Origin of the sequence: Nocardioides sp. S-1144 (genome assembly GCF_005954645.2) — a bacterium.
GTDB classification, from domain to species: Bacteria; Actinomycetota; Actinomycetes; order Propionibacteriales; family Nocardioidaceae; genus Nocardioides; species Nocardioides dongxiaopingii.
The window spans coordinates 3,984,988-4,001,742 of the sequence record NZ_CP040695.2; the positions used below are offsets into that span (position 1 = coordinate 3,984,988).

Below are 16,755 nucleotides of genomic sequence, written 5' to 3' on the forward strand. Positions count from 1 at the left end.
TCTCCCCCGTCAGCGGCCGTCCCGGGCTGGTGGGGTCGCCGGGGTCGGGGTCAGACGCCGGCGGCGATGTCGGTGCGGTGCTGGGCGCCGTCGAAGCGGACGGCGGCCACGCCCTCGTAGGCGGCCGCGCGGGCCTCCGCGACCGAGGCGCCGGTCGCGACGACGGCGAGCACCCGGCCGCCCGCCGTCACCAGGGCCGGGCCGGCCAGGGCGGTGCCGGCCTGGATCACGTGGACCCGGTCGAGCGACTCCGCGACGTCGATGCCGACGATGACGTCGCCCCTCGAGGCCGACTCGGGGTAGCCGGCCGAGGCCATCACGACGCCGACGGCGGCGCCGGCCCGCCACACCGGCGGCGGGACGTCGGCGAGGGTGCCGGTGGCCGCGCCGAGGAGCAGCGGCAGCAGGGGCGAGTCGAGCAGGGCGAGCAGCGGCTGGGTCTCGGGGTCGCCGAAGCGGGCGTTGAACTCCACGACCCGGGTGCCGCGGGCGGTCAGGGCCAGCCCGGCGTACAGGAGGCCGGCGAAGGGCGCGCCGCGGCGGGCCATCTCGTCGACGGTCGGCTGGAGGACGTCGCGCAGCACCTCGGCGACCAGCTCCTCGGGCGCCCACGGCAGCGGCGTGTAGGCGCCCATGCCGCCGGTGTTGGGCCCGGCGTCGCCGTCGCCGATCCGCTTGAAGTCCTGGGCCGGCAGCAGCGGGTAGACGGTGTGCCCGTCGGTGATCGCGAACAGCGACACCTCGGGCCCGTCGAGGTACTCCTCGATCACCACCCGGTCGCAGGCCGCGGCGTGCTCCACCGCCTCGTCGCGGTCGGAGGTGACCACGACGCCCTTGCCGGCCGCCAGCCCGTCGTCCTTGACGACGTACGGCGCCCCGAACTCGTCCAGCGCAGCGGCCACCTCGGCGGCGGTGGTGCACACCCGCGCGGCGGCGGTCGGGACACCGGCCGCGGCCATCACGTCCTTCGCGAAGGCCTTCGACCCCTCGAGCCGGGCGGCGGCGCCGCTCGGCCCGAAGACCGGGATCCCCCGCGCGACGACCGCGTCGGCCACCCCGGCGACCAGCGGCGCCTCGGGTCCGACGACGACCAGGTCGACGCCGAGGACGTCGGCCAGCGCCGCGACCGCCTCGCCGTCGAGCGGGTCGACGTCGTGCAGCGTGGCGACCTCGGCGATGCCCGGGTTGCCCGGGGCCGCGTGGACCTGGGTCACGTCGGGGTCGAGGGAGAGCGAGCGGGCCAGCGCGTGCTCGCGGCCTCCGGTTCCGATCACGAGGGTCTTCACGGTGCTCGATCCTAGGGCGAGCGGTCCCCGGGCCCGACGCCGTGCTGCGGGCGGCCGCCAGACCCGACGCGCGGGGAGGGTTCAGCGGCGTCGGATGGGGGAAGGACGCGCCCGTGCCCACGCTCCCTGTTGTCGGCGACCTGTTCGGTCGCTACCGCATCGACGGCGTCATCGGCCGGGGCGGGATGGGGGTCGTCTTCGAGGCGACCGACAGCTCGCTCGACCGCCGCGTCGCCCTCAAGGTCGTCTCGGCCGATCTCGGCGGCTCCGCGGAGTTCCTGCGCCGCTTCGAGCGCGAGGCCGCGGTCCTGGCGCGCCTGGACTCGCCCCACGTCATCGCGATCTTCGACTACGGCACCCACGACGACGTCCCCTACATCGCCACCCAGTACATCGGCGGCGGCGACCTCGGCGCCTACCTGTCGCAGCACGGCCCGATGCCGCCGGCGGCCGCGCTGCGGCTGTGCGCCCAGGTGGCCGACGCCCTCGACGACGCCCACCGCGTCGGCGTGGTGCACCGCGACGTCAAGCCGACCAACGTGCTGCTGCGCGGCGCCCGGGCCGCGAGCCCGGGCGACCTGCACGTCTACCTGTGCGACTTCGGGATCGCCCGCACCGCGTCCGACGGGCTCACCGCCCCCGGCGCGGTCGCCGGCACCTGGAGCTACCTGTCGCCCGAGAACGGCCGCGGCGCCCCCGGGACGCCGTCCTCCGACCTCTACGCGCTGGGCTGCCTGCTCTGGGCGACCCTGACCGGGCTGCCGCCCTACCGCGGCACCGACGTCGAGATCGCCATCGCCCACCAGCGCGCCCCCGTGCGCCAGCTGCCCGGCGGCACCCGCGTCCTCGACGCGCTCAACGACGTCCTGGCCCGCAGCATGGCCAAGGCCCCCGCCGACCGCTTCCCCGACGCCGACCGGATGCGCGCCGCGCTCCTCGCCGTCGCCAACCTCCCGGACGCCGACGCGCCGCTGCCGCCGGTGCCGCCGGAGCCGGCGTCGACCGGTCCGACGACCTCGCGACCGCCCTCGACCCCGCGCCCCTCGGGTCCCCCGTCCACCCCGCCCCCGGGCACCCCGCCCGGCAGCACCCCGCCCGGCACCCCGCCCGGCACGCCCCCGCCCGCCTACCAGTCGCTGTCGTTCCCGTCGTCGCCGCAGGAGGCCGCCCTGGCCGCCGCCCTGCCGAGCACCCAGCCCGGGAACCAGCACGGCGGCCACCCCCAGCCGACCCACGCCCAGCCCGGGGGCCGGCGCACGAGCCGGCGCCGCACCGCCGCGGTGGTGGCGGTCGCCGGGGTCGTGGCCGTCGCCGGGATCGGCTACGCCGGCCTCCGCGCGGCGCAGGACGACGACCCGGCCGGCGGCGGGTCCGGGGGCGGCGAGACGCCGGTGGAGACCGCCGAGCGCCCGATCACCGGCGACCTCGACGGCGACGGGTTCGGCGACCTGAGCGCGACGTACTCCTTCGACGACCCGACCCAGGTGAGCCTGATCAGCTGGCGCTCCGACGGCACGCAGCTCTCGGTGGCCAGCGACGAGGAGGTGACGCCCGCGGGCGTCGCCTGGCCCCGCGTCACGCGGCTGGTCGGTCACGTCGACGACGACGCGATCACCGACACGGTCCTGTTCACCCGCGAGAGCGAGACCTCCGCCGCGATCCTCACCGCCACGCCCAGCGGGGGCGGCGACGCCATCGAGGTCGAGGTGCCCGGCAGCGACACCGGCACCACCCGCGGCTACGCGCTCGCCGACACCGACGGCGACGGGATCGACGACGTCTACGTCCTCGAGCTCGACGAGGAGGCGGAGACGGTCGAGCTGCTGGAGAGCCGGTTCGACGGCACCAGCCTCGCCGCTCCGGTCTCGATCGCCACCGTGACCGACCGGGTGCTCACCAGCCGGTTCCGCCTCGGCGACGTCGACGGCGACCGCAGGGCCGACCTCCTGACGGCCGTCACCACCGACTACGACGAGACCCAGGCCGCCTGGCCGGCGACCGTGTCGGTGCGGCTCGGCGACGGCGAGGGCGGCTTCGCCGAGCCCGTGACGCTGCCCGACGGGTGGGAGAGCTCGGCGGTCTTCCTCCGGGCCGCCGACGTGAACGGCGACGGCGACGACGAGGTGGTGGTCGTCGCCGACGACCTCGGCAACCTCGTCGTCAGCACCTACGACCTCACCGACGACGGCACGCTGGAGGTGCTGCCGATGGCCGGCGGCTTCGGCTACCCGCTCCTGACGCCGGTGCCGCCGGAGATCGCCGTGGTCGACGTCGACGGCGACGGCGCCGACGACCTGGTGCTGCTCCACGGCACCCGGCCCGGCGGACCGGGACGCGTCGTGGTGGCCCAGTCCCGCGACGACCGCTACGTCACCTCGACGTGGTACCGCTGGGACACGGCGTTCCCGGACGAGGAACGCGATTCCGGGCTCCGCCCGGTGGAGGAGTCACGATGGTACTGAGCCCCGGCTCCCCCCAGCTCGGCCCCGGCGCGTCCTTCGGGCCGTACCGGATCGACCGCGTCATCGGCGTCGGTGGCATGGGCGTGGTCTACCTCGCCACCGACGGCCGGCTCGGCCGACGGGTGGCGCTGAAGACCGTGCTGGGCCACCTCACCGACTCCCCGGCCTTCGTCGAGCGGTTCCAGCGCGAGGCCGCGGCGCTCGCGCGGCTGGAGTCGCCGCACGTGATCCAGATCTTCGACCACGGCGTCGAGGACGACGTCCCGTTCATCGCCACCCAGTACGCCGCGGGCGGCGACCTCGGGCACCTGCTGCGCACGCACGGCCCGATGCCGCCGCAGCTGGCCGCCGAGCTCTGCTCGCAGGTCGCCGACGCGATGGCCGACGCCCACCGCGTCGGGGTCATCCACCGCGACGTGAAGCCGGCCAACGTGCTGCTCCGCGACGACCGGCTCGACCGGGTCCACGTCTACCTGTGCGACTTCGGCGTCGCCCTGACCGACACCGACACCGGCGGGTTCACCGAGCCGGGCGGGGTGAGCGGCACCTGGAACTACCTGGCGCCGGAGCGGATCAGCGGCGGGCCCGGGTCCGCCGCCACCGACCTGTACGCCGTCGGGTGCCTGCTGTGGGAGACCCTGACCGGCCGGCCGCCGTACGGCGGCTCGGACGTCGAGGTCGCGATGGGCCACCAGGGCGAGCCGGTCCCGCAGCTGCCGGGCGACGACGAGTTCAGCCGGCACGCGAACCGGGTCCTGGCCCGGGCCCTGGCCAAGGACCCCACCGAGCGCTACCCCTCGGCCTCGGCGCTGCGCGACGACCTCCGCTCGCTCGCCGGGCTCACCCCGTCCGGCTCGGCCCAGAAGCCCGTGCTCGCCCCGGCCGGGGACGGCGCCGGCTGGCAGCCCACGCCGCAGACCGCCGTCTCGGCCGGCCGGGCCGGGGCGAGCACCCCGCGGCGCTCGCGCCGCGCCGTCTGGGGCGCGGTCGCCGCCGTGGCCGTGCTCGCGTGCGGCACCGGCGCCGTGCTGGCGGTGACCACCGGCGACGACGGCGGGTCCGCGCCGACGACCAGCGGCACGTCGAGCGGGTCCGACCCCTCGCCGACCTCACCGTCGCCGACGCCGGCCCCCGACACCCCCGAGCCCATCACCGGCGACCTGACCGGCGACGGCCTGGGCGACGTGGGGCTGATCGAGGCCGCCGAGCCGCTGCGTGTCTACGCCTCCGACGGCCGGCGGTTCCTCGACCCCGAGAGGAAGAAGCGCGCCGAGAACGTCGTCCTGTCCGGCGACGTCGACCGCGACGGCGTCCTCGACCTCGTCCGGATCGGCGGCGACCCGCCGAACCTGGCCGCCGTCGTCGCCGGGCTCTCGGTCCGCTCGCCGGTGCCGGTGCCGGTCGAGGGCTCCTTCGTCACCTCGGTGCTCGACGTGTCGTTCAACCTCGCCGACCTCGACGGCAACGGCTACCCCGACCTGGTGATGTCGACCCAGGTCGGCGAGACCGAGCGGCAGGTCGACGTCGCGCTCGGCGACGGCACCGGCGCCTTCGCCGCGCCGACGACCTGGTTCAGCGGCCCGCTGCCCGATCGTCAGCTGGTCCCGCTGGACGCCGACGACGACGGCACCGACGACCTCGTCAGCGTCGACCGGACCGCCGGCACCCTGACGCTGCTGCGCTCCGACGGCAGCGCGGCCCTCGCCGTCGAGGGCGAGCCGACCGCCACGGGCATCGACAGCTTCGGCATCGAGGCGGTGATGGCCGGCGACGTCGACGGCGACGGCACCGACGAGCTGGTCGCGGTCGCCGACCCCGGCGGACTGGAGATCGGGGTCCTGAGGTGGGACGGGACCGCCTTCGAGTCCGACTCGTGGTTCCGCGAGCGGGCGTGGCCGCGCTTCGGCACCGCCACCTTCGTCCTGTCCGACGTCGACGGCGACGGTGACGACGACCTGGTCCGGGTCGGGGACGACCGCGAGTCGCCCCGGTTCGAGGAGACGATCAACGTCTTCCTCAGCGACGGCACGTCCGCCTACACCCGCGGGACCGCGTGGCGGGTGGGGACGATCCCGTTCACCTTCCCGCGGCTCCTGGGACCGCAGGCCAACAACAACTACGTCTGACCCGGAGTCCAGCGGTCCGCGGTCGCGCGGGCCGCCGGCCCTGAGGGCCGCCGGCTCAGATCAGCTCGTGCCGCACGATCGTGGCCGCGCGCGAGGGACCGACGCCGACCACCGAGATGCGGGCACCCGACATCGCCTCGACCGCCTCCACGTAGGCGCGGGCGTTGGCCGGCAGCTCCTCGAAGGTGCGGCACTCGGAGATGTCCTCCCACCAGCCGGGGAGGTACTCGTAGATCGGGACGGCGTGGTGGAAGTCGGACTGGTTGACCGGCATCTCGTCGTGCCGGACGCCGCCGACGTCGTAGGCGACGCAGACCGGCACCTGGTCGAAGCCGGTGAGGACGTCGAGCTTGGTGAGGATGAAGTCGGTGACGCCGTTGACGCGGGCGGCGTAGCGGGCGATGACGGCGTCGTACCAGCCGCAGCGGCGGGCCCGCCCGGTCGTCACGCCGAACTCCGCGCCGACCTTGGACAGGTGCGCGCCGTGGTCGTCGAACAGCTCGGTCGGGAACGGACCCTCGCCGACGCGGGTGGTGTAGGCCTTGACGATGCCGACGACCTGGTCGAGGCGCATCGGCGGGATGCCGGACCCGGTGCAGGCACCGGCGGCGGTGCACGACGACGAGGTGACGAACGGGTAGGTGCCGTGGTCGACGTCGAGCAGCGTGGCCTGGCCGGCCTCGAGCAGCACGATGTCGCCGTCGTCGAGGCGCTGGTTGAGGAAGAGACCGGTGTCGCAGACCATCGGGGCCAGCCGCTCGACGTAGGCGAGCAGCTCCTCGACGATCTCGTCGACCGCCGGGGCCCGGCGGTTGTAGATCTTGGTGAGCACCTGGCCCTTGAGGTCGAGGGCGCCCTCGACCTTCTTGCGCAGGATCGACTCGTCGAAGAGGTCCTGGACCCGGATGCCGATCCGGTTCATCTTGTCGGCGTACGTCGGGCCGATGCCGCGCCCGGTGGTGCCGAGGCGGCGGGAGCCGAGGAACCGCTCGGTCACCTTGTCGACGGCCTTGTTGTAGCTGGGGATGACGTGGGCGTTGGCGCTGACCTTGAGCTTGCTGACGTCGACGCCGCGCGCGGTGAGCGCGTCGAGCTCCTGGAAGAGGACCTCGACGTCGACCACGACGCCGTTGCCGATGACCGGGGTGCAGTTGGGCGAGAGGATGCCGCTGGGCAGCAGGTGCAGGGCGTACTTCTCGCTCGTGCCGTCGGGCATGTCGATGACGACGGTGTGGCCGGCGTTGTTGCCGCCGTTGAACTTCACCACGTGGTCGACGCGGCTGCCGAGCAGGTCGGTGGCCTTGCCCTTGCCCTCGTCGCCCCACTGGGCGCCGATGATCGCGATGGCCGGCATTGGGTGCCCCCTCTTTCGACGGTCGGGTTCGACGTCGGTTGGAAAAACGAAAGTCCCCGGCACAAGCGCACCGGGGCCTCTTGCGGCGCCACGATACCGTGGATCGGCGGTGGGCCGCTCCCGCGCCGGAGTGTGGTCGGGCCGTAGCGGTCGGTGTCCCGCCGGCGGCCACCGGCGTGGGCGGTGACGGCGCCGTGGACGGGCAGAGCACAATGACGCCATGAGCGAGCCCCTCCTGGTCATCACCAACAGCGGGGCCGGCACCTCGGACGAGGAGAGCCTCGAGCGCGCGCTCGCCGTCCTGCGCCCGCACCGCTCGGTGGAGGTGGAGGCGACCTCCGAGCCGGGCGAGCTCGACGGCGTCCTGCACCGCGCCGGGTCGCGCACGGTCGTGGTGGCCGGCGGCGACGGCAGCCTGCACGCCGTCATCGCCGCGCTGTACCGCCGCCACGACCTCGGCAAGAACACGATCGGGCTGCTGCCGCTCGGCACCGGCAACGACTTCGCCCGCGGCACCGGTCTCCCCCTCGACGTCGAGGACGCCGCGCGCGTGATCCTGGAGGGCACCCCGCGCCGGATGGACCTGCTGGTCGACGAGGTGGGGCAGGTCGTCGTCAACAACGTGCACGTCGGCGCCGGCGCCGCGGCCAGCCGCCGCGCCCACCGCTGGAAGGGCCGGCTCGGCTCCGTCGGCGTCGGCAAGGTGAACCTCGGCAAGCTCGGCTACCCGATCGGCGCCGCGATCACCGCCTGGAACCCGCCGGTGGTCCGGCTGCGCGTGGAGGTCGACGGGAAGGTCGTCACCGACCTCGACACCCCCGTGCTCCAGGTCGCCGTCGGCAACGGCGCCTCCGTCGGCGGCGGCACCGACCTCACCCCGGACGCCGACCCCGGCGACGGCCGCGTCGACGTGATGGTCTCGCGCGCCACCGGCCCGCTGGCGCGCTTCGTCTACGCCGCCCGTCTCACCGTCGGGTCGCACCCCGACCACGCCGACGTCGACTACCTGCGCGGCGAGCAGGTGACCGTCAGCGGCGAGGAGTTCTGGATCAGCGCCGACGGCGAGATCTCCGGCCCGGAGCGGCGGCGGTCCTGGCGACTGATGCCGGCGGCCTACTCGATGCTGCTGCCCTGACCGGTCCGCGCCGGCGGCACTTCGTTAGCGTGGCGGCGTGGCACGAGGAAGCAAGGACCCCGACAGCGCGACCGCCGACCCCACCGACTGGGTGACCCGTGCGGCCGACGCCGCGATCCGGCACGCCGGCGAGGGCGCGGAGATGATCACCTGCGCCTCGGGGGCGAGCCCGTCCGGGCCGGTCCACCTGGGCAACCTGCGCGAGTTCCTCACCGTCCACTTCGTGGCCGAGGAGATCCGCCGGCGCGGGCTCCCGGTCCGCCACCTGCACAGCTGGGACGACTTCGACCGCTTCCGCAAGGTGCCGGCCGGCGTCGACCCGTCGTGGGCCGACCACATCGGGCGGCCGCTCTCGGCGGTGCCCGACCCCGACGGCTGCCACGTGTCCTGGGCCGAGCACTACAAGGAGCCGCTGGTCGCCTCGCTGCGCGAGATGGGCGTGGAGATGGAGGAGGTCTCGCAGACCGCGATGTACCGCGCCGGGGCCTACCGCGAGCAGGTGCTGCACGCCGTCCGGCACCGCGACGAGATCGAGGCCGTGCTGGCCCGGTTCCGCACCAAGGCGCCGGCCACCGAGGCCGACGACACGGGCGACAGCAGTGGCACCGGCGCGGCGGAGGCGCTCGACCGCTTCCCCTACAAGCCCTACTGCCGCGAGTGCGGCCGCGACACCGTCACCGTGACCGCCTACGACGACGACACCACCGACCTGTCCTACACGTGCTCGTCGTGCTCCTTCACCGGCGTGACCGACCTTGCGACCCAGGACGAGGGCAAGCTCGTCTGGAAGGTCGACTGGCCGATGCGCTGGGCCTTCGAGAAGGTCGACTTCGAGCCGGGCGGCGACGACCACGCGACGCCCGGGTCGTCGTTCACCGTCGGCAAGGAGATCGCCCCGGTCTTCGGCTGGCGCGCCCCGTCGTTCGTGGCCTACTCGTTCGTCGGCGTCGCGGGGATGACGAAGATGTCGTCGTCGCGCGGCGGGGTGCCGACCGCCGCGGACGCGCTGCGGATCCTCGAGGCGCCGATGCTGCGCTGGCTCTACGTGCGCCGGCAGCCGCGGCAGAACTTCACCATCGACTTCGGTCCCGAGGTCGTGCGCCTCTACGACGAGTGGGACGCCCTCGGCCGGAAGGCCGCCACCAAGCGCGACGTCGCGACCCTGTCGTGGGAGCGCTCGGTGTCGACGGCCGCGGCCGGCGTCCTGCCGACCGCGCCGGTCGTGGCCCCGTTCCGGCTGCTGTCGTCGGTGGCCGACGTGACCGCCGGCTCCACCGCGCTGGTCTCCTCGGCCGTGGCCGCCTCGGGCTACCCGCACGCCGGCGTCGAGGAGCTCGAGCCGCGGCTGTCGAAGGCGATGACCTGGACCGCCGACCTGCCCGCCGCGGACCGCACGACCGTCCGCACCGAGCCCGACACCGCCCGCCTCGCCGCCCTGTCGGAGGACGAGGAGCTGTGGCTGGCCCAGCTGCTGGACCGGATGCCCGACACCTTCGACCAGGCCGAGATCACCACGCTCGTGTACGGCGTCCCGAAGCTCGGCCGCGGCCTCGGTCTCGACGACCCGCCCACCGACGAGGTCAAGGCCGACCAGAAGGACTTCTTCCGGCTGCTCTACCAGCTCCTCGTCGACGCCGAGCGCGGTCCGCGCCTACCGACGCTCTTCCTCGCCCTCGGCGCCGACCGGGTCCGCACCCTGCTCGGCGGGGCCTCCGCCCCGTAGTCCGGCGGCGCCCCGTGCGAGTAACTCACCGTTACGCACACCTACCCGCCCGAATTCGGGCGGGTAGGTCCATCGAATGGTGAGTTACCCGACCGGGCCGGTCACCCGGCGTCCCGCCGCCCGTACCGCTCCCGCAGCATGCGAGCGTTCTGCTCGAGGCGCGGGTGCAGCACCGCACCGAAGCGCCGGACCGACTCCTCCCAGTCGGCGCGGGCCCGCTTCACGGCCCGCGCCCGGCCGGCTCCGAAGAAGTCCTCCCAGTAGAGGTTGGTCGCGCCGAGGCCCTCGGCGGTGACGAGCCGCTCGCGCTTGCGCTCGTCGAAGACGACGTCGCGGGCCTCGCGGTCGGCGACCCCGCCCTGCTCCGGCGTCAACACCTTGATGCGGCCGTGCACCTCGAACACGTGGTTGCCCACCCGCAGGTCGCACCAGGCGACCGACCCGGTCGAGAGCGCCACCGGGAACTGGAGGTCGACGTCACCGATCCCCAGGCCGAGGACGAGGTCTCGGCCGAGCGACTCCGCGGCGGACTCCGCACGCGGGTCGGCGAGGCCGATCACCTGCCGCACGGTGGTGACGTAGGGCCAGTGCCGCATCACGTCGACGGCCTCCCACAGGGCTCCGCGGGCGACACCGGCCCGCATCGCGGAGTCGGCGGTCACCAGCCCGGCCCGCAGGCCGTGCTCCCGCACGACGTCGCAGACGGTGCGTGCCCGCTCGAGCGTGGGGTGCCCGTCGACGTCGACGACCTGGTCCTGGCGGTAGCGGGCGAGGTGGTGCTTGACGTGCCCCTTCGTCCAGGCGTTGGTGAAGCCGGGGCGGGTGATGTGCGCGTAGGGCCGTTCGGGATTCAGCATCTCCAGGCCGAGGGCGTGCGCGGCCGAGTCGTGGCTGAGCACCCACCCCCGCCTCATCGCCATCACGGCCGCCTTGGCCCTCATCAGGGGCTGGCCGCGGTACGGGTCGAGGGAGTCCCACAGCTCGGCGTCGCCGTAGACACCGCGGTGCGCGACCACCCAGTCGCGACGCTTCAGGTAGCCGGCGATGGTGGTGGGGCTGACCCCGAGGTCGAGCGCGTCCACCCGGCGGATGAGACCACCCTGGGTGGCCAGGCGGGCGACGACTCTGGGGTCCATGGGCCGATCGTGCCGTGCGCCGGTACGGCGCGCACGGGCCTGCGGAGCGCCTGTGGAGAACGCTCCGGGGCACCGTCCTGGGGCGAGCCCGGCCGGGCGGGTAACCCACCGTTACGCCGACTTACCCGCCTGTATACGGGCGGGTAAGTGCGAGCAACGGTGAGTTACCCGTCTGGTCACGCAGCCCGGCCGCGGGCCTGGGAGCGGGGCTCAGGCCAGGAGCTCGGCGTAGGCCGTCGGGCTCGAGTCGCGCAGGAACTCCGAGCAGCGGGTCCACTCGTCGTCCTCGCCGATCGCCCGGGCGGCCTTGGCGAGCAGGGAGAGGCAGACCAGGAAGCCGCGGTTGGGCTCGTGCTCCCACGGGACCGGGCCGTGTCCCTTCCAGCCGTTGCGGCGCAGCATGTCGAGCGAGCGGTGGTAGCCCACGCGGGCGTAGGCGTAGACGGTCACCGCGTCGACCTCCTGGGAGACCGCCTCGGAGGCCAGGGCCGCCCAGGCCACGGGCGAGGCGGGGTAGGCGCGCACCGCGTCGATGGGGCTGGTCCCAGAGCCCAGGACGTCGGCCGCCGGGTCGGGCGGGAGGTGGGTGGGCGGGGGGCCGGCCATCAGGTCACCGAAGGAGCTCATGGCCTCATCATGGCCGACGCCCCCACCCGGTGGTCGCGGGTGGGGGCGTCGGTCGAGCGGTCGAGCGGGTGGGGCGGCGGCGCTCAGCGCCGGTAGAGCGGGCGCGCCGGCGGGCAGACCCGGCCGTCCGGCGGGAGCGTGCGGTGCACCAGGTAGTCGGCCATCGTCCGGCTGATGCAGGCACCGCCGCCGAGGGCGCCGTGGCCCCAGGCGTCGTACTGGGTGAACACCGAGTCACGGAACAGCGAGTTCACCTTCCGGGCGCCGCGCACCGGCGTGGCCGGGTCGTGGCTGTTGCCGACGACGAGCAGCGGGTACGACGTCGAGGTCCTCCAGGGGCCGCGGAACGAGTCGGAGCCGTCACCGACGCCCCCCTTCGCGCACAGCGACGAGGCCCAGGTCCAGGAGCGGCCGAACCACGGCTGCACCCGGTCGGCGAGCTTCGCGGAGCGCTCCCAGGCGCCGGGCGACTGCGGGTTGCGGCCGTCGCTGCAGGTGACGGCCTGGAAGAGGACGTCGACCGTGCTGGGGCGGGCCGCCGGGGCCGTCGAGGGCACCGAGGTCGAGGAGAGGGCCGGCGCGGCGTACGGGCCGCGCTCGTCGAGGTCGCGGCGCAGGTCGGCAAGGACCCGGAAGCTCGAGACCCGGGCGACGTCGACCCGCCGGCCCCGCGTGCCGCGGGCGGCCGCGGTCAGCTCGGCGTACAGGCCCGCGACGAACTGCGCGAAGTAGCGCGGACCGACCGGGTCGTAGAGGGCGCCGAGGCCGAAGCCGACGACGTCCTGGTAGACCCACGGCTCGCCGTCGAGGGTCAGCCGGCCCTGGCGGGCGGCCCGGACGACGGCCTGCCACTTGGCCAGCGAGGCCGGCGCGAGCTCGCACCGCGTCGGTCCGACGCGGTCACACTCGGTCCAGGCGGCGGTCAGCGCCTCGTAGGCGCCCTTGCCGCTGCCGATGCGGTAGCTGAAGGGGTGCTGCACCTTCTTTCCGCGGCCGCCGGTCGACCAGGCGACCGGGTCGAGGACGCCGTCGACGACCAGCGCCCGGATGTTGTCGGGGAACATCGCGGCGTAGGTGGTGCCGAGGTGGCTGCCGTAGGAGATGCCGTAGTAGGACAGGCGCGGCTCGCGCAGGGCGCGGCGGACCAGCTCCATGTCGCGGGCGACGTCGGCGGTCGAGGCGTGGTCGAGCAGGTCGCTGGACTGCTGGCGGCAGGCGCGGCGGATGCTGTCGTCGGAGCGGACCTGCTGCTGGACCTGGCGCGAGCCGACGGGGAAGCCGAAGAAGTCGCCGGGCACGCGGATCGTGCCGCGGCACGTCGTCCGCCCGCTGCCGCCGACGCCGCGCGGGTCGATGCCGATGACGTCGAAGCGGGCGTCGACGTCCTTGCCGAGGACCGAACCGGCGTCGACGGCGAAGCCGGCCGACGAGCCGCCGGGTCCGCCCGGGTTCACGAACAGGCTGCCGATCCGGCGCCCGGGCCGGGCGGCGGCCACCTTGACGACGGCGAGCCGGGTGGTGGCGCCGCGCGGGTCGTCGTAGTCGAGCGGCACCCGCGGGGTCGCGCACCTGACGCGCGCCCGCCGCTCCTTCGGGATGTCGCCGGCGAAGGAGCAGGTCTTCCAGTCCAGCCTCGGCAGCGGGGCCCGTGCGACCTGGGCCTCGTCGGGCGAGACCCGCGCGGCGGGCGCCGAGGAGGAGGCCGACGGCGTCCCGGTCCCCGGGGACCGGCCTGGCGGGTCGTCGGCCCTGGAGGGACCGGTGGACAGCAGGCCGGCCACCAGGGCGGCGACGGACAGGGCTGCGAGCTTGCGCAAGGGTGCTCCCGAGGAGTCAGGTGATGGGCTGCACCCATCCTGGGCTGATCGGGGCCCGCGTCAAGGGTGTGGCCGCGCGAGTCTCAGATCGTGCGGCCGGCCGAGCGCAGGTTCTCGCACGCCTCGACGACCCGGGCGGCCATGCCGGCCTCGCCGGCCTTGCCCCACGCCCGCGGGTCGTAGGTCTTCTTGTTGCCGACCTCGCCGTCGATCTTCAGGACCCCGTCGTAGTGGGCGAACATGTGACCGGCGACCGGGCGGGTGAAGGCGTACTGGGTGTCGGTGTCGACGTTCATCTTCACCACGCCGTAGTCGAGGGCCTCGGCGATCTCCTCGGCCGTGGAGCCCGAGCCGCCGTGGAAGACGAGGTGGAAGGGCTTGGCGCCCTCCTCGAGGCCGAACTCCTGCACGACCGCGGCCTGGGCGTCGCGCAGCACCGACGGGCGCAGCTTCACGTTGCCGGGCTTGTAGACGCCGTGCACGTTGCCGAAGGTCAGGGCCGTCATGTAGTAGCCCTGGTCGCCGTGGCCGAGCGCCCGGGCGGTCGCGATGGCGTCCTCGGGGGTCGAGTAGAGCTTGTCGTTGATCTCGGCCTCGACGCCGTCCTCCTCGCCACCGACGACCCCGACCTCGATCTCGAGGATGATCTTGGCGGCGATGCACTTCTCGAGCAGCTCGGCGGCGATCGAGAGGTTCTCGTCGAGCGGCACGGCCGAGCCGTCCCACATGTGCGACTGGAACAGCGGCGCCTGGCCGGCCTTGACCCGCTCGACCGAGAGGTCGAGCAGCGGGCGGACGAAGCCGTCGAGCTTGTCCTTCGGGCAGTGGTCGGTGTGCAGCGCGATGTTGACGGGGTAGCTCTTGGCGACCTCGGCGGCGTAGGCGGCGAAGGCCAGCGAGCCCGACACCATGTTCTTGACCGTCGGCCCGGAGAGGTAGTCGGCGCCACCGGTCGAGACCTGGATGATCCCGTCGCTGCCGGCCTCGGCGAAGCCGGCCAGGGCGGCGTTGAGCGTCTGGGACGACGACACGTTGATCGCCGGGAAGGCGTAGGCACCGGCCTTCGCGGTGTCCAGCATCTCGGCGTACTTCTCGGGGGTGGCGATGGGCATGCGGGGGCTCCTCGGGACGACGTCGGTCTGACCACGGACCCTAGTGCTTACCGGCCCGTAGGGTCGTTCCATGCGACGCGCGCGGACACTGCACACGAGCCGCCGGGACGCCACCGTCCGGCTCTCCCCCGAGGACACCTGGTCGGTCGTCGCGTCCGGTCGCGCCGGTCGGCAGTGGTACGTCGACGCGGCGCCGCTGGTCTTCCGCCGTGCGATCGACCGGCTCGTGCTCGGCCCCGGCCTGCGGCGCCCGCCGCCCGGCCGCCCGCTGCTCGCCACCGGCGACCGGGTCGGGTTCTGGCGGGTCACCGACGCCGACCACCGGGCCCGCCGGCTCGCGCTCGAGGCCGACGTCCGCGCCCCCGGCACGGTGAGGCTCGAGGCCGTCGTCCGCGCCGACGAGGAGGTCGAGGGCGCCAGCACCGTCTCGGTCACCATCGGCTTCGCCCCGCGCGGCGTCCTCGGCCACGCCTACCTGCTCGCCGACCTGCCCGCCCGCGAGGCCGTCACCGAGCTGGTGGTGCTCGACGTCCTGACGATTCTCCGGCGCCACGACAACCCCGACGGGTCGGCCTCCGTAGACCAGGCATGAACGAGCACCACGACCTCGCCGACCACCTCGACTCCTCCTTCGGGGACGGCCCCCCGCTCCCCCCGGCCGACGCCCGGCTCCGCGCCGGACGCCGCGCGTTGCGCCGGCGCCGCCTCACCGTCGGGGCGGGTGCGGTCGCGGTGGTCGCGGTCCTCGGCACCGCCTACACCGTCCTCGACGACGACTCCGCCCCGACCGGCGGCGGGGTCGACGTGGCCGGCACACCGACGTCCACCGCCGCGCCGAGCACGTCGAGCGCGCCGACCGACGCACCGACCAGCGCGCCGGCCACCGGGTCGCCGCGCCCGTCGCGCGACCTCCACGGCTCCGACGTCTGGCTCGACGCCGACGGCTCCGTGCTCAAGGCGCGCGGCGTGACCGTGACGCAGCGCATCGCCAACCCGCTCGCGTCGGTGCCGCCGAACCGCTCGCTGGGGATCGCCTACTCCCGCGACGGCGAGGACTACTGGGCACTGCTCGAGTACGACCCCACCGGCGGGTCCGCGAGCTGGGACCCGGCCCGCAAGTCCTTCGCGACCCTGCAGCAGTGGGTCGACGACATGGTCGCGCTCCAGACCGGCGAGCCGGGTCTGCGCCTGGTCCGCTTCGGGGACGGCGAGACCCTGCTGCCCCGCGCCGGCGTCGAGGTCCTGGAGCAGACGGGCGACGTCGACCTGCCCGACAACTTCGCCGGTCCCGGCGACCGCACCGCGGTCGCGATGGTGACCTACGACGGCATGCGCTGGTTCGTGCTCGCCCGCGAGCTCGACGGCTCGCCGCCGCAGTACCTCCCGACCGCCGGCAGCGTCGGCGGGGCGACGATCCAGGAGTTCCTGTCCTACGCCGCCGACCAGTACGGCAGCGGTGAGGGGCTGCGATGACCGCGACCGACCGCGACCGCGAGTTCACCGACTTCGTTGCCGCCCGCCAGCAGCACCTGCGCCGGATCGCCTACGCCGTCTGCGGCGACTGGAACCGTGCCGACGACGTCTTGCAGACCGCCCTGACCAAGCTGTACGTCGCGTGGCCCCGGTTGCACCGCGACGGCCGCGAGGAGGCCTACGTGCGCCAGATCATCGTGCGCGCCGACATCGACGAGCACCGCCGGCCGTGGCGGCGCCGCGAGCGGGCCGGGCTCGAGGGGCACGACCGGGCCGCGCGCGAGCCGCTGCCGGTCGAGGAGCGCTCCGAGCTGTTCGCGGCGCTGCAGGCGCTGCCGCCGATGCAGCGCCGCGCCGTCGTCCTGCGCCACTGGCTCGGGCTGTCGGTCGAGGAGACCGCCGCCGAGCTCGGCGTCGCGACCGGCACCGTCAAGAGCCACACCTCCCGCGGGGTCGCCGCCCTCCAGGCGGCGCTCGCCCCGAACGGCAGCTGAGCGCGGGTCG

Annotated in this window: 13 protein-coding genes; 7 read left to right on the plus strand and 6 right to left on the minus strand. The window is 74.5% G+C overall.

The window, feature by feature from the left end:
- Positions 1-50 precede the first annotated feature (50 nt).
- Entirely contained in the window at positions 51-1,286 is a 1,236-nt protein-coding gene (gene purD / locus FE634_RS18805; RefSeq protein ID WP_148240875.1) for a phosphoribosylamine--glycine ligase, read from the minus strand.
- A 113-nt stretch (positions 1,287-1,399) separates the two neighbouring features.
- Between purD and FE634_RS18810 the strand changes: the two genes are divergently transcribed.
- Positions 1,400-3,748, plus strand: a complete 2,349-nt coding sequence (locus FE634_RS18810; protein ID WP_138876758.1) for a protein kinase domain-containing protein — start codon at positions 1,400-1,402, stop codon at positions 3,746-3,748.
- The gene (locus FE634_RS18815) at positions 3,739-5,874 is read left to right on the plus strand and encodes a serine/threonine-protein kinase (protein WP_137293962.1); all 2,136 of its coding nucleotides are present in this window, start codon (positions 3,739-3,741) and stop codon (positions 5,872-5,874) included. Before FE634_RS18810 ends, FE634_RS18815 begins: the two co-directional genes overlap by 10 nt.
- A 55-nt stretch (positions 5,875-5,929) precedes the next feature.
- On the opposite strand, the gene FE634_RS18820 is transcribed toward FE634_RS18815, so the two are convergent.
- On the minus strand, positions 5,930-7,228 hold the full coding sequence (locus tag FE634_RS18820; RefSeq protein WP_138876759.1) for an adenylosuccinate synthase: 1,299 nt from the start codon (positions 7,226-7,228) through the stop codon (positions 5,930-5,932).
- A gap of 220 nt (positions 7,229-7,448) precedes the next feature.
- Here FE634_RS18820 and FE634_RS18825 point away from each other — a divergent pair, with 220 nt between their 5' ends.
- A complete protein-coding gene (locus FE634_RS18825; RefSeq protein WP_137293964.1) occupies positions 7,449-8,363 on the plus strand; it encodes a diacylglycerol/lipid kinase family protein in 915 nt (304 codons plus the stop codon).
- 37 nt (positions 8,364-8,400) lie between these two features.
- Positions 8,401-10,086, plus strand: a complete 1,686-nt coding sequence (gene lysS, locus FE634_RS18830) for a lysine--tRNA ligase (RefSeq protein WP_138876760.1) — start codon at positions 8,401-8,403, stop codon at positions 10,084-10,086.
- Between the two features lie 101 nt (positions 10,087-10,187).
- Here the strand turns inward: lysS and FE634_RS18835 are convergent, their stop codons facing one another.
- The 4 genes from FE634_RS18835 to fbaA form a co-directional block, all read right to left on the minus strand.
- Entirely contained in the window at positions 10,188-11,222 is a 1,035-nt protein-coding gene (locus tag FE634_RS18835; protein WP_138876761.1) for a type IV toxin-antitoxin system AbiEi family antitoxin domain-containing protein, read from the minus strand.
- A 210-nt stretch (positions 11,223-11,432) separates the two neighbouring features.
- Positions 11,433-11,849, minus strand: a complete 417-nt coding sequence (locus tag FE634_RS18840; protein WP_137293967.1) for a DUF3151 domain-containing protein — start codon at positions 11,847-11,849, stop codon at positions 11,433-11,435.
- An 83-nt stretch (positions 11,850-11,932) separates the two neighbouring features.
- Positions 11,933-13,666: an alpha/beta fold hydrolase gene (locus FE634_RS18845; RefSeq protein WP_137293968.1), complete on the minus strand. Its 1,734-nt coding sequence runs from the start codon at positions 13,664-13,666 to the stop codon at positions 11,933-11,935.
- Between the two features lie 83 nt (positions 13,667-13,749).
- Entirely contained in the window at positions 13,750-14,778 is a 1,029-nt protein-coding gene (gene fbaA / locus FE634_RS18850; protein WP_137293969.1) for a class II fructose-bisphosphate aldolase, read from the minus strand.
- A 70-nt stretch (positions 14,779-14,848) separates the two neighbouring features.
- On the opposite strand from fbaA, the gene FE634_RS18855 reads away from it, so the two are divergent.
- Genes FE634_RS18855 through FE634_RS18865 form a run of 3 tightly spaced genes read left to right on the plus strand, consistent with a single transcriptional unit; the run spans position 14,849 to position 16,745 of the window.
- The gene (locus tag FE634_RS18855; protein WP_137293970.1) at positions 14,849-15,370 is read left to right on the plus strand and encodes a DUF2867 domain-containing protein; all 522 of its coding nucleotides are present in this window, start codon (positions 14,849-14,851) and stop codon (positions 15,368-15,370) included.
- Positions 15,367-16,251 carry a hypothetical protein gene (locus FE634_RS18860; RefSeq protein ID WP_137293971.1) on the plus strand — a complete coding sequence of 295 codons (885 nt, stop codon included), beginning with the start codon at positions 15,367-15,369 and terminating at the stop codon, positions 16,249-16,251. The genes FE634_RS18855 and FE634_RS18860 overlap by 4 nt, the downstream gene beginning before the upstream one ends.
- A complete protein-coding gene (locus tag FE634_RS18865; protein WP_137293972.1) occupies positions 16,248-16,745 on the plus strand; it encodes a SigE family RNA polymerase sigma factor in 498 nt (165 codons plus the stop codon). The genes FE634_RS18860 and FE634_RS18865 overlap by 4 nt, the downstream gene beginning before the upstream one ends.
- Positions 16,746-16,755: the final 10 nt, after the last annotated feature.

Coding starts and splice junctions, on each gene's coding strand:
- FE634_RS18835 (WP_138876761.1), bottom strand. CDS start 11,222: ATGGACCCCAGAGTCGTCGCCCGCCTGGCCACCCAGGGTGGTCTCATC.
- FE634_RS18840 (WP_137293967.1), bottom strand. CDS start 11,849: ATGAGCTCCTTCGGTGACCTGATGGCCGGCCCCCCGCCCACCCACCTC.
- fbaA (WP_137293969.1), bottom strand. CDS start 14,778: ATGCCCATCGCCACCCCCGAGAAGTACGCCGAGATGCTGGACACCGCG.
- FE634_RS18825 (WP_137293964.1), top strand. CDS start 7,449: ATGAGCGAGCCCCTCCTGGTCATCACCAACAGCGGGGCCGGCACCTCG.
- FE634_RS18860 (WP_137293971.1), top strand. CDS start 15,367: ATGAACGAGCACCACGACCTCGCCGACCACCTCGACTCCTCCTTCGGG.
- FE634_RS18815 (WP_137293962.1), top strand. CDS start 3,739: ATGGTACTGAGCCCCGGCTCCCCCCAGCTCGGCCCCGGCGCGTCCTTC.
- FE634_RS18855 (WP_137293970.1), top strand. CDS start 14,849: ATGCGACGCGCGCGGACACTGCACACGAGCCGCCGGGACGCCACCGTC.
- FE634_RS18865 (WP_137293972.1), top strand. CDS start 16,248: ATGACCGCGACCGACCGCGACCGCGAGTTCACCGACTTCGTTGCCGCC.
- FE634_RS18820 (WP_138876759.1), bottom strand. CDS start 7,228: ATGCCGGCCATCGCGATCATCGGCGCCCAGTGGGGCGACGAGGGCAAG.